The following is a 12,091-nucleotide window of genomic DNA, read 5'->3' as shown; positions in this document are numbered from 1 at the left end:
GTAAAACGATGTAAAAAGTCAACTTTGCTCTCGCTTTAAAGCTCTAAATTTCAACGTATTGTGAAACAGTGTAAATTATCGTATCGTCTATAACTGTTGAATACAATTATCACTCCTAGCACAAGCAATAAAATTTTGATTATTTTTACTGACAATGACTGATTACTAAAAAATTCCCAGTCGCTTGAATACAGTTCCTTTAAATTTTTCTTTATTGAATTTAAAAAAACACTAATTTGTTTCATATTCCATGTTTTATAATAAAATTTCACTAAATAAAATAAAAAATATCCCGAAAACATCCAAACCATTATAAACTACATCTCTTACTTCTGCGCGACAAAAAACCAACGGGTGCTGGTTTCTGTTGGCTCCTTGTCCTCAAAATCCGCATAAAGTTTGAAGGACTTGAAACCGGCCTGTTCCAGCAAAATATCATAGGTCAGAATCTCATAAGTCCGCTCCTCATGCACTTCATCGTAGCGACTAAAGGAACCGTCCGCCTCCTTGATAAAGAAAGTCAGCTCATGGACGATGGCGTGAGACGCCGCATCTTCGTAGGTATCCCAGAGCATGGCAAAATCTTCCGCATTTTCATGGTAAGAATAGCCTGGAAAGACCTCGTCCGTCTGGTAGGTCGAATGTACATCAAAGATAAATACTCCATCTTCGTTGAGGGCATTATACACTTCCTTAAAGACGTTCCCTACTTCCACCTCATCCTGCATGTAGCAGATTGAATCCGAGTAACACGTAACAAAATCGTATCGACCTGCCTTGGACAAATCCAGCATATTGCCTTCAATAAAATCAATCTTTTGCTTGGCTGCAGCCGCTCTCTTCTCCGCAATCTTCAACATATCCGCACTCAAGTCAAGTCCTGTCACATCAAAACCAGCTTTAGAAAAGCGCACAGACTGAATGCCTGTTCCACAAGCCAGTTCCAAAAGCTTCTTTCTCTCCTTGGTCTTAGGCAAATGACGCAGAGAAAAATCCGTCCATTTATCGTATAAACTATCATCCATCACAGCATCGTAAACAGCCGCAAAGGTTTCATAAGTTGCCATAATCATGATACCAAGTCCGCCCGTAGTCGGAATGAAAATTAGGAGCTTGACGATGGAGCCGAGCTCCAAGGAAGGCTATCTATTTTCCGACGATTACAGGACGGGTTCAAATCCTTTCTAAGATACAAAGAGCGCTAAAAGCACGGAGAAAATAGGAAATTTTCTGCCCTATCATAAAACACAAAGGAAGTATTCTTTTTCTCGCAGCTTTTAGCTCGTGTTCGGTTTTGAAATGAACCAAACACAGCACCCCTTACCTTTCTATCCTTTTTTTCTAAAATAAGCAAATAAAACCCAGTTGACTGCAACTGAGTTCGATTGAAGACAAAGTCTTTTTAAGACTTTCCTTAGGTGATTTCGGACGTCTGCGACCTTCTTCGAAGTTCCAAGACTTAGTTTTGAGCCCTTCGTTTTTCATCTCTAAACTCAGGCTAAAACAGTTCCCCGAACTGTTTTACTCTCAAAACTACCGACTTCTTGAAACATTATCGTTTCAAGAAGTTTTATCACAACGGAAAGTCTAGGTAATTTCTCACTTCTCACTCAGAAAACAAGAATAATCTCAATACATTGTCGAATTTCAAAGCAATTCCCATCCGAAGTTCAAGTCATCTTCTAGGTCAGAGTTTCAGATAAATCTACCGACTCTGCCTCATGCCATAGTTTTTCTAGGTTATAGTGGGCACGCATTTCTTCTGAGAAGATATGCACAACGATAGCGCCGAGGTCCAGTAATACCCAACCTCCAGCTACATCGCCTTCGATATGGCTACCTTTAAAGCCTGCTTCAGCTACTTTTTCACGGATATTATCAGCGATAGCGTCCAACTGACGGCTATTCATCGAGCTAGTGATGACAAAGTAGTCCGTCACGCTGGTCAAATCTTGTACGTCAAGTGCGAGGACATCCTCCGCACGTTTCTCATCAGCCGCTTTCACGACTAGTTCTAGTAATTCTTTTTCGTTCATTTAGTCCTCTTTCAAATAGTGCACAAAGGCGTTATAGGTTTCAAGGGTTTGGGGATAGATGGGGAATCCCTTATGAGCTAGATGCTCCACGGTACGAGCTGTTTCGTAGGCCACTGCCTTATTAAGTGACAAACTTGCAATTTCACGCGCCACATCCACTCCTGGAAAGGCACGATTGTGCTCGATATAATCTGCGACGTAGACAACTTTATCTAGGTCTGTCATCTGACCAGCACCGACTGTATGGATTTCAATAGCTCGCAGGATTTCTGAATCATGCAAATCCAAATCTTCCTGAATCTTGTAGATGCCAACCATGCCATGCCAGACATTATTGCCCCAGTTTTTGAGGTCAGGGGCTAGTTGATAACGGTCAATCAAAACCAGAAATTCCTGATCTGACTGCTTTTTAGCATAGTCATGAAGAAGACCTGCTAGACCTGCTCTCTCAGTATCCACACCGAATCGCTGGGCCAGTTCTATGGCTGCACGTTCCACACCCAAGCAATGAGTTAAACGTTTTTCAGGTAGAAGCTCTGCCATTTTTTCCAACAAAGCCTCGCGAGAGCAGTTGATATAGTCTTGATAGGCCATCAGTAGAGCCCCTCCTTCTCGATGTAGTCTAGCACTGGCTGAGGTAGGAGAAAGTTGGGCTTCCGACCTTGAGCAATGAAGTCACGCACCATGCTGGACGAGATGTCCATGAGGGGCACATCCACCCAGATAACGGGATAGGAAGTCCCTGCCTTGTAGCGCGGACGCTGAACCCCTACAAACTGAACCATGTCGACTAGCTCATCAATTCGGTACCATTTAGGCAGATAGTCCACCATATCAGCCCCAATAATGAAATAATAATCCGTGTCTGGATGTTGCTCGGTCAAAATCTTCATGGTGTCGTAGGTGTAGGAAATGCCCTTGCGCTCTAACTCGATTGTTTCAATGGCTAGGCCTTCAATCCCCTCAATCGCTAACTCAAGCATCTTGAGACGATGGTGCTCGGGGATGGTTTCCTTTTTATCTACATGGGGAGGTTGGTACTCAGGCATAAGCAGAACTTGATCCAGTCCCAACTGTTGCCGTACTTGGTCCGCAACGATAAGATGGGCATTGTGAACAGGGTTAAAATTTCCCCCTAAAATCCCGACTTGTTTTCGTTTTTTCTCCTTGATTTCTGGCTCCAACTCTACCTTGCTAAAGGGAGTCAATAATTCGATTGCCATAGGCTAGTCTCCTTTATTTCTCTGTAAAAACAGTTGTTTGGAGTATGGTGGTTAAATTTCTTTTACTTTTTTAGAAATCTTGCGATTTTCTTTCTTGCTGGATTGTTTAAACAAGATCAAGATGCGTCCGATTTTTTGGACAGTATCCACACCGATTTCTTTTTCCAAGATTTCAGCTACTTCGTGGATGTTTTCATCTGTGTTTTGTAAGAGAGTAACCTTGATCAATTCGCGGGCATCAAGAGCCTGACGGACGCTGGTTTTTATTTGGTCGTTGAGTCCATTTTTCCCGATTTGGATGATGGGTTTGAGGGTATGTGCCTGGCTGTTGAGGAAGGCACGTTGTTTTGATGTTAATGACATAATTTCTTCCTTGTTTTTTTGATAGTTATTTTAGGTGGTGGGGGACGGTCGGAACTAATTTTCCAAAGATCTCATCTTTGAAAAATGGATTTCCTGACCTCACAATTGAGCCTTGGTCTCAATTGCGCCCCTTGCCAATCTAACGATTGGCAATCACACCACGGCAATAACTATCTTTTTATGAGCTCACTTTGTTCGCTCAGTGATTTTATTTTAAATAATGGCTTTTCGTGTGACGACGGCGACGCCTTCTGGTGCCCAGACGGCGACTTTGGAAGTGCCTGTTACGCGGACCCAGCCTAGGCCTGAGATGACCAGATCTGTCTTGTCCTTAATGGTAAAGACATGCTCGACTAGTTTTGGAAAATCTTCTTTTTCCTTGCTATTTGGTGGGGTGAGGAAGGTTCCAAGGTGCTTGTCATAAAAGGCACTAGCGCCTTCAAGCTTGGTACGGTGGAGTTTGAGCTCATTGCCAAAGAAAGCTGTGAAACCTTGCTTCTCACCTGCAATGAAGTCAAATCGTCCTAGGCCACCTAAAAACAGGGTTTGCTCAGGATTGAGTTGATAGGTTTTGGGCTTGATTTCCTTTTTAGGGCTGACATACTTGAGGTTTTTAGCCGTCAAGTAGTGGGCCATCTGGTGACGGTGGATGATCCCCGGTGTATCGTAGATATAAGATCCGTCGTCAAGCGGAATCTCAATCTTGTCCAAGGTTGTCCCTGGGAAACGCGAAGTCGTGATGACATTTTGGTCACCCGTGATTTCTTGGATAATGGCATTGATAAGAGTTGATTTTCCAACGTTGGTCACCCCAACCACAAAGACATCGCGTCCCTTGCGGTAGTGTTCAATCTTGTCAATGACTTCCTTAATGGCATGCTTATTCTGAGCCGAAGTCAGGACAACATCGACTGGACGAAGTCCTTCTTCGTGGGCGCGCTCCATCAGCCACTGGCTAATCTTGCCTGGTTTAACTGACTTTGGTAGAATATCTTTTTTATTTCCGACCAAAAGGACATCATTGCCCGATACAAAACGTGGCAAGCCTGGGATGACAGAGCCATTAAAGTCAAAAATATCAATGACATTGAGCACCAAGGCATCACTGTCTCCCACCTCATGCAAGAGCTTGAGGAAATCATCATCCGTCAACTGGACATCTGTGATTTCATTGTAATGGCGGAGACGGAAACAGCGTTGGCAATAAACTTCACCAGTCTCCAAACCTTTTTCGAGTGCTGACTGGGGGGTAAATCCAAGGCCAGCCTTGTCTGTCGTCTGAATGGTTGCTCCACAACCAATACAGAGAATTTCTTCCATAGTTAAATTCCTTTTTTATATGTAATCGATCCATACTTTTCAGTGATTTTTCGCATGACACGGCGCTCGCGAGCCCGGTTAATCTGCGTTTTAATCGAGTCATGTTGGACCAAGGGTTTGACTAAGATCGAGCGAATACCCGCACGATGGGCTGCGCGAATATCCGTCATGAGTTGGTCGCCGACCATGACCACTTCATTTTTTTCATAGTGAAATTCCTTCATGGCACGGTCAATCCCAAAAGTGAAAGGCTTCAAGGCCCAATAAACGTAGTCAATCCCAAATTTCTCAACTGCGCGTTGAACCCGTTTTTTGGTGTTGTTTGAGACCACGATGATGCGAATACCCGCGTCCCGAAGGTCATGTAGCCATTGCTTCATCTCTGGCGTCCCATCAGGGTTGTTCCAAGCAATGAGGGTATTGTCCAAATCGACCAAAACAGCCTTGATTCCCTGCGCCTGCAGGCTTGGGACTGTCAGATCATAGACTGCTTCCACAGCAAAATCTGGCATATAGTTTTCAATCGCCATTCTAGCTCCTTTTTTAATTTCTAGCAATTTTCTTTAAACATTGAGCTAAGACTGCCCATAAAATGAGACTAGCTATCAAAATATAAATCCAAGCATTTGGTTCATCTGTAAACGGTAAGGGAACATTCATTCCGAAGAATCCTGTAATAACCGCAAGGATAGCTAGCAAGACTGAGATAATTGTCAAAGTTGTCAAATTATCATTCAGATTATTATTTAGGATGTTGTTGTAAGAGGCTGAGAGTTGTTGCAAAACTTGAGATATCAAATCTGTCATTGAAACCAACTGATGAGCTTCAATCATAGCATCGTCAAACTGCTCTCTTTCTACCTCATTAAGATTGCGATAAAGAGCATGCCCTTGAATGTGTTCCAAGAGGAGACGATTTTGTTTAGCGGCAGCTGTCAGGTAAACCATACCAGTTTCCAAGTCAGAGAGGGCGAAAAGATTTTTTTTAGTTGTTTTTTGACGAAGAAGTGCACTGATTTCATCCTTACTTTTATCCATCTCTTCAATCACGGGATAATAAGCATTGCTAATAATCTCTAAACTGGCAAAAAGAAATTTGTAGATTGAAATAATTTCATGGCTTTCAAGGTAGATTGCCATGCGTTTAATCACATAAGTATTCTTGTGATTGCTGATAGTAATCAGCCGTTGTTTTTCAACGATAAAGGTCATCGGAATCGCTTCATAGTATTCTTTGTCTTTTTCTAAATCGAGAACATTATAAATAAAGGTTACCGTCTCCGTTTCACGGTTATAATCCATGTGGGCTCGTTCATTTCTATCCAGAGCATACTCGATGGTTTCCTTGTCCAATCCATAGATGTCAGAAAGATCTTCCATATTTTTAATCTTGTCCACATCAAGGTCTATCCAAGTACAATCGTGACCTAATTTTTTCTCTACAAATAGCATACTCTCTCCTTTACCAAACTCCTTCTATTGTACCACAAATCTGCTAAAATAGTCGGACTATTCAGTACGGGATAAATTACTAACAACGGTAATATTGCGGTTAGGAACAAAGTGAAGGGCTTGATCGTCACCTCGCAGTTGTGTTGTACGGATTCCTACACTAACGACCTTTCCAGAGACGGTAATCGGTCCATTTGTCAGAACCACTTCATCACCCACATCAAGCTGGCGTTCAAAGAGGATAAAAAAACCATTAATAACATCAGATAGAAAACCTTGTGCTCCCATACCAATGGCTACACCAGCAATCCCCGCACCGGCAAGGAGGCTAGAAACTGGCAATCCTAAAATAGACAGGATGCAGTAGATCAAAAAGAAATAAAGAATGTAGTTAAAGACATTCTCCAGCAAACGAGAAATGGTCTTTTGTCTTCCTGCATCTCGATTTGAAAATTTAAGTGAGGGCTTGACAATCTTTCGGACAGTAGCGTGAAGCATCTTTTTAGCTATATAAAATAGCAGAAACAAAATCAAAAGAGAAATCACCTTGGTCAAGAGATTCTCTAAGATGGTTGTTAAATCAAGTTTATCAAAATAGCGTTGAAAAAAATCTTGCATATAAAACTCCTTTTTCCTATTATACCATAAAATCGTCCTTCTCTTTTCTTTCATAATTATTCAATTATCATCTCTATTTTCAAAATATCACTTGCCTCTATAGCATATTTATACTATAATTATAAACAATACATTTTAAAGGAGACTGCTATGAAACGAATCATTAGAGCCTGGACAAAGGCAAGCCTCATCAAACGAATCCTTATTGGAATGATTTTTGGAGCTACATTGGGGATGCTCTTCCCAAACCTTACAGGAATTGGTCTGCTTGGAGACCTCTTTGTAGGCGGACTGAAAGCCATCGCTCCTATTCTAGTTTTTGCCCTTGTTGCCAATGCCCTTTCTCAACACCAAAAGGGGCAAAACACCAATATGAAGACAGTTATTTTCCTATACTTGCTCGGAACCTTTGCTGCTGCATTGGTGGCCGTTCTAGCTAGTTTCTTACTGCCTGTACAAATCACTCTGACCAGCGCAAATACAGAAGTTGCTGCTCCTGACGGTATCGGTCAAGTCCTCAGCAACCTCTTGCTCAAACTGGTGGACAATCCCTTAAATGCTATTGTTGAAGCCAACTATATCGGGATTCTCTCTTGGGCAGTCATCTTTGGCTTAGCTATGAGAGAGGCAAGTAAACACAGTAAAGAATTACTGAGAACCATGGCGGATGTCACCTCTAAAATTGTCGAGTGGATTATCAACCTAGCTCCCTTTGGAATTTTAGGCTTGGTGTTTAAGACCATCTCAGACAAGGGCATTGCCAGTCTGGCAAACTACGGTGTCCTCCTAGGACTTTTGATTACTACCATGGCTTTTGTTGCTCTCATCGTCAACCCACTCATCGCCTTTCTCTTTATGAGGAAAAATCCCTATCCCCTTGTTTTGAAATGCCTACGCGTCAGTGGTATTACAGCCTTCTTCACTCGTAGCTCTGCTGCCAATATCCCTGTCAATATGAAACTCTGCCAAGACTTGGGGCTGAATCCTGATACCTACTCTGTCTCCATCCCCCTTGGTTCGACCATCAATATGGCCGGCGCTGCCGTTACCATTAACATCCTGACTCTGGCTGCTGTCAATACACTCGGAATCTCGGTAGACTTTGGGACAGCATTTGTGCTCAGTGTAGTGGCTGCCATTTCTGCCTGCGGGGCATCTGGAATTGCTGGGGGATCGCTTCTCCTCATTCCTGTCGCTTGTAGCCTCTTTGGGATTTCCAACGACTTGGCTATGCAGGTTGTCGGAGTCGGATTTGTGATTGGGGTCGTTCAAGACTCCTGCGAAACAGCCCTGAACTCTTCAACAGATGTTCTCTTTACAGCGGTTGCCGAGTATGCTACAAACCGAAAAATTCGTCCCTAGTCTCTGATTCCTCGTTAAACACTTGATTCTATTAGTTTAGGAAATTTTCATGTCCCTCACTCAACGTACGACAAAACTGATCTTAGCGACCTGTCTCGCTTGTTTTCTCGCTTATTTTTTAGATTTATCATCAGCAGTTTCAGCTGGAATTATCGCCCTATTAAGCCTCTCCGACACGCGCAGAAGCACGCTAAAATTAGCACGTAACCGCCTCTTTTCCATGCTCCTAGCGCTCGCTATCGGTGTTCTAGCCTTTCAGCTGACGGGCTTTCACATCTGGAGTCTGGGCCTCTATCTGGCTCTCTATGTCCCTCTTTCTTACAAAATGGGCTGGGAAATCGGTATCACCCCTAGCAGTGTCTTGGTCGGTCATCTCTTGGTACGGGAGTCTACTTCCCCAGAGCTCTTGCTTAATGAAGTGCTCCTCTTTCTCATCGGGACAAGCTTTGCTCTATTGGTCAACCTTTACATGCCCTCTCGCGAGAAAGCCATCCAAAGCTACCATCTTCAGGTCGAAGAAAAGTTAAAAGACATCCTGCTTCGTTTTAAATACTATCTGTCAAGAGGAGACGGACGCAATCAAGCCCAACTTGTTGATGAATTAGACAACCTCCTCGATGAAGCTCTCAAACTGGTTTATTTGGATCACTCGGACCACCTCTTTCACCAGACGGACTACCACATCCACTACTTTGAGATGAGACAGAGACAAAGTCGTATCCTGCGAAATATGGCCCAGCAGATCAATACCTGTCATCTGGCCGCAAGCGAGAGTTTGATTTTGGCCCAGCTCTTTTCGAAGATTGCTGCCCAGCTAAGTCAGACCAATCCTGCTCATGGCCTACTTGATGACATTGAACGCTATCTGCAAGTCTTCCGCAATCGGAGTCTCCCTAAAACACGTGAGGAGTTTGAAACCCGTGCTACCCTCCTGCAACTACTACGCGAAGCCGAAACCTTTATCCAGGTCAAGGTCGATTTTTACCAGAAATATGGAAACTAGAATGCAAAGAACCTCAGAGAATTCACAACAGGTGAACACTTCTGAGGTTCTTGTTTTCCCTTAACTCCAATTATCTTTACTGCACAGAAATTAGTCTAACCCACCTTATTTATCCATGTAGAATTTAGAGAGTAATTAGAAAAATCTTTTGCCTAGTGGAGCGCCTAGAACCTAGGACAATAGTCTCTTATCCCCAAAAAAGCAACGGACAAGTTTTCCGTCAAACTGCAAGAACAGATCCAGATTTATTGTCAAGAAGAAATCATTCCTCTTATCCATCAAGCTATCGAACTAGAGACACAAGAGCCTATCTCCTCAGGGCAGTTGATTGAACTCTCTCACGTCCTTGAAGAAGAATTGCCAAGACATGGAGGAGACACTCCTTAAAGGAAAAGATGAGCGTAAAACCAAAGGTCGGAAACTCAAGAAAATCTTGCCTAAAGTCAAAGATGATTTTTCAGTACGTGCTGAAAAATAGGAGAAGGATCAAGAAACTTTTGTAGGTCGCAACAGCTTTTCCAAAACAGATACAGATACCAAGACTCTTCTCCCCTTACTTGAAACCTATCCACATGACCTAAAGACAGTTGTCGCAGATGCTGGATATGGAAGTGAAGAGAACCTCCTTCGTTTAGATGAAAAGGAGGTGAACCATCTGATGAAATATGCCATGTTTGATAAGGAACAAAAGAGAAGGTATACACAGTCAGCTAGAAACTTAGGGAATTGGTACTATAATGGCAAGGAGGATAGCTACACACATCCTGATGGCTGGTGTTATCGTTTTCGCCCTATCAAACATCAGAAAACAGAGACGGACTTTCAAGAGGAAATCAAGGTTTACTACGCTGATGAATCTGAATCAGCTCCTCAAAAGGGACTGTATATGAATGAAGGCTATCAGCACTTAAAAAATAAAGAATGCCAGGCGCTTTTATCTCCCCAAGGTAGACAGATTTTCGCTCAACGCAAGATTGATGTGGAACCTGTCTTTGGACAGATAAAGGCTTGTTTGGGGTACAAGAGAGGTAATCTGAGAGGGATGCGTCAAGTGAGAATTGACATGGGATTGGTACTTATGGCAAATAAGCTCCTAAAATACAATAAGAGAACGACTTAAAATGAAAAAGCTAGAGTTCTGCAATTGGAAATCTCTAGCTTTTTGTGGTTGAGAACTAGTTTGTCTTAGGTTCTTTCTCGTTCTTAGCTGACTTCAACCCACTACAGTTGACAAACATTCTAAGATTAGTAGTGAGAAAATCTCCGACGGGAGAGAGTACTCACTACTTTTTCTTTATGTTAAAGTAAAGGTGTCTTGTAAAGTCGTAGGGCTCTTTGGTGCTAGACGTCGCGTATTGAAAATAAAATCACTAAAACACGGAATTATTCAAGACAAAAGAGGTAATATCATGCCTACAGTATTTGGGATTGATGTGAGTAAGGCAAGTTCTGAAGTGGCAATTTTAGTCAACGGTGAGAAGAGTCATGGCTACACTAGGCTCAATGACCCCATTAGCTTCAATCGTCTTTTGAACGACTTGAAAACTGTTCATAACCCTGAGATTATATTTGTCTATTCTAGGCGTCTTCGAGCCTTTCTTGAGGAATACGACTACGCTTATACACAGCTGAATCCTCTGGAAGCTAAGAAGCAATTGGACAGTCTGCGAGTTCGTAAAACAGACAAAATTGACGCTGAAAAGTTGGCTCATTCTCAGCTTGTGCACAATCGTAAACAAACTTACGTGCATCAACACCTGCGTGATTTAAGTCCTTTCTATCAAAATCATTGTTCGAGCTAAAAACCGTCTACACAAGGTCTTACAAGTCACCTTTCCTGAATTGGAAAATCTCTTATCCACACCAACTGGAGAGCCATATTGGAATTTAGTGATGGCTTTTCCATGCAAAGAGTTTGTAGTAAGCCTATCTCAAAGTGAATTGTGGAAAATCGTCCGTCAATCTACCTCCAAACGAATCCCTGAAAAGCCTATTGCTTACCTGACTGATAAACTTATAAAACTCGCTAAACAATCTTTTTGTGCGGTCAAGAAAATCTCTCCAATGCTGGAAGAGCTTCGTTTCTATGCTCAAAAATTGCTTCGTCTTTCTGAACGCAGACAGCTTGTCTTAGATGACATGGTCGCTCTAGCTCAGCCTTTACCAGAGTATGACATCTTACGTTCAATTTCTGGCATCGCAGAAACCACAGCGACATCTATCATTGGCGAATTGGGAGATATTCGTCGCTTTCAGTCTACCAATCAAAGCAACGCTTTCATTGGCATTGACCTGAGACACTATGAATCTGGGAACTTTCTCGCCAAGCCAAGGAACACATTACTAAACGAGGGAATCCCTCTGCCAAAAAAATCTTGTTCAAGTCCATTCATAACATCGCTTCAGCTCGTCATACCAATCCCTGCCATATCGCCGACTTTTATGAGAAACGAAAAAGACAAGCAACAATAGCTTCAACCAAGCCACATGCGATTGCCTCTATACATCGTCTCATTCGAACAATGTATTACCTCATTACGCATAACAAACTTTACGATTACTCTCTGACCCAAAATCGATAAGGCTGTCTATGCCGTATTATTATAACACCTTGTTTCAAAAATACCAGATGAGGTGTTTTTTAGCATGGAGCAATAAGTGGTAAAAATAAGACAGTAACCTCAGAATAGCTACTGTCTTATCTCTTTTTTACT

Annotated in this window: 11 protein-coding genes and 2 pseudogenes; 4 read left to right on the top strand and 9 right to left on the bottom strand. The window is 42.5% G+C overall.

Going from position 1 to position 12,091, the window contains the following annotated elements:
• Positions 1-326: 326 nt before the first annotated feature.
• From OVN21_RS07915 to OVN21_RS07875, 9 genes are all read right to left on the bottom strand, one after another.
• A complete protein-coding gene (locus OVN21_RS07915; protein WP_323744045.1) occupies positions 327-1,067 on the bottom strand; it encodes a class I SAM-dependent methyltransferase in 741 nt (246 codons plus the stop codon).
• Between the two features lie 615 nt (positions 1,068-1,682).
• Entirely contained in the window at positions 1,683-2,036 is a 354-nt protein-coding gene (gene rsfS / locus OVN21_RS07910; protein WP_267247990.1) for a ribosome silencing factor, read from the bottom strand.
• On the bottom strand, positions 2,037-2,630 hold the full coding sequence (yqeK, locus tag OVN21_RS07905; protein ID WP_267247989.1) for a bis(5'-nucleosyl)-tetraphosphatase (symmetrical) YqeK: 594 nt from the start codon (positions 2,628-2,630) through the stop codon (positions 2,037-2,039).
• Positions 2,630-3,259 carry a nicotinate-nucleotide adenylyltransferase gene (locus OVN21_RS07900; RefSeq protein WP_267247987.1) on the bottom strand — a complete coding sequence of 210 codons (630 nt, stop codon included), beginning with the start codon at positions 3,257-3,259 and terminating at the stop codon, positions 2,630-2,632. The genes yqeK and OVN21_RS07900 overlap by 1 nt, the downstream gene beginning before the upstream one ends.
• Before the next feature lie 51 nt (positions 3,260-3,310).
• A complete protein-coding gene (yhbY, locus tag OVN21_RS07895) occupies positions 3,311-3,622 on the bottom strand; it encodes a ribosome assembly RNA-binding protein YhbY (RefSeq protein ID WP_267247986.1) in 312 nt (103 codons plus the stop codon).
• Positions 3,623-3,835: 213 nt separating this feature from the next.
• A complete protein-coding gene (yqeH, locus tag OVN21_RS07890) occupies positions 3,836-4,942 on the bottom strand; it encodes a ribosome biogenesis GTPase YqeH (protein ID WP_267247985.1) in 1,107 nt (368 codons plus the stop codon).
• 2 nt (positions 4,943-4,944) lie between these two features.
• Complete coding sequence (locus tag OVN21_RS07885) at positions 4,945-5,472, bottom strand: YqeG family HAD IIIA-type phosphatase (RefSeq protein WP_267247984.1); 528 nt, start codon at positions 5,470-5,472, stop codon at positions 4,945-4,947.
• Between the two features lie 13 nt (positions 5,473-5,485).
• A complete protein-coding gene (locus OVN21_RS07880; RefSeq protein ID WP_267247983.1) occupies positions 5,486-6,394 on the bottom strand; it encodes a magnesium transporter CorA family protein in 909 nt (302 codons plus the stop codon).
• Positions 6,395-6,451: 57 nt separating this feature from the next.
• Complete coding sequence (locus OVN21_RS07875) at positions 6,452-7,012, bottom strand: mechanosensitive ion channel family protein (RefSeq protein ID WP_001150568.1); 561 nt, start codon at positions 7,010-7,012, stop codon at positions 6,452-6,454.
• A gap of 150 nt (positions 7,013-7,162) precedes the next feature.
• Between OVN21_RS07875 and sstT the strand changes: the two genes are divergently transcribed.
• The 4 genes and pseudogenes from sstT (at position 7,163) to OVN21_RS07855 (ending at position 11,959) form a co-directional block, all read left to right on the top strand.
• The gene (gene sstT / locus OVN21_RS07870; RefSeq protein ID WP_267247982.1) at positions 7,163-8,374 is read left to right on the top strand and encodes a serine/threonine transporter SstT; all 1,212 of its coding nucleotides are present in this window, start codon (positions 7,163-7,165) and stop codon (positions 8,372-8,374) included.
• Between the two features lie 49 nt (positions 8,375-8,423).
• The gene (locus tag OVN21_RS07865; RefSeq protein ID WP_267247981.1) at positions 8,424-9,377 is read left to right on the top strand and encodes an aromatic acid exporter family protein; all 954 of its coding nucleotides are present in this window, start codon (positions 8,424-8,426) and stop codon (positions 9,375-9,377) included.
• A gap of 589 nt (positions 9,378-9,966) precedes the next feature.
• Positions 9,967-10,497, top strand: a pseudogene (locus tag OVN21_RS07860) (transposase); the annotation flags it as partial.
• Positions 10,498-10,786: 289 nt separating this feature from the next.
• Positions 10,787-11,959: pseudogene (locus OVN21_RS07855) on the top strand (IS110 family transposase).
• The last annotated feature ends 132 nt before the right edge of the window (positions 11,960-12,091 follow it).

The organism is Streptococcus sp. Marseille-Q5986, from assembly GCF_946902915.1.
In the GTDB taxonomy this organism is placed as follows: domain Bacteria; phylum Bacillota; class Bacilli; order Lactobacillales; family Streptococcaceae; genus Streptococcus.
Note: the sequence above shows the minus strand (reverse complement) of the source record. Positions and strands in the feature narration are given on the sequence as shown.

What these genes read in the sequence shown, in the direction of transcription:
- sstT (WP_267247982.1), top strand. Translation starts at nt 7,163, where the DNA reads ATGAAACGAATCATTAGAGCCTGGACAAAGGCAAGCCTCATCAAACGA.
- OVN21_RS07885 (WP_267247984.1), bottom strand. Translation starts at nt 5,472, where the DNA reads ATGGCGATTGAAAACTATATGCCAGATTTTGCTGTGGAAGCAGTCTAT.
- OVN21_RS07915 (WP_323744045.1), bottom strand. Translation starts at nt 1,067, where the DNA reads ATGGCAACTTATGAAACCTTTGCGGCTGTTTACGATGCTGTGATGGAT.
- OVN21_RS07865 (WP_267247981.1), top strand. Translation starts at nt 8,424, where the DNA reads ATGTCCCTCACTCAACGTACGACAAAACTGATCTTAGCGACCTGTCTC.
- rsfS (WP_267247990.1), bottom strand. Translation starts at nt 2,036, where the DNA reads ATGAACGAAAAAGAATTACTAGAACTAGTCGTGAAAGCGGCTGATGAG.
- yqeH (WP_267247985.1), bottom strand. Translation starts at nt 4,942, where the DNA reads ATGGAAGAAATTCTCTGTATTGGTTGTGGAGCAACCATTCAGACGACA.
- OVN21_RS07880 (WP_267247983.1), bottom strand. Translation starts at nt 6,394, where the DNA reads ATGCTATTTGTAGAGAAAAAATTAGGTCACGATTGTACTTGGATAGAC.
- OVN21_RS07875 (WP_001150568.1), bottom strand. Translation starts at nt 7,012, where the DNA reads ATGCAAGATTTTTTTCAACGCTATTTTGATAAACTTGATTTAACAACC.
- yhbY (WP_267247986.1), bottom strand. Translation starts at nt 3,622, where the DNA reads ATGTCATTAACATCAAAACAACGTGCCTTCCTCAACAGCCAGGCACAT.
- OVN21_RS07900 (WP_267247987.1), bottom strand. Translation starts at nt 3,259, where the DNA reads ATGGCAATCGAATTATTGACTCCCTTTAGCAAGGTAGAGTTGGAGCCA.
- yqeK (WP_267247989.1), bottom strand. Translation starts at nt 2,630, where the DNA reads ATGGCCTATCAAGACTATATCAACTGCTCTCGCGAGGCTTTGTTGGAA.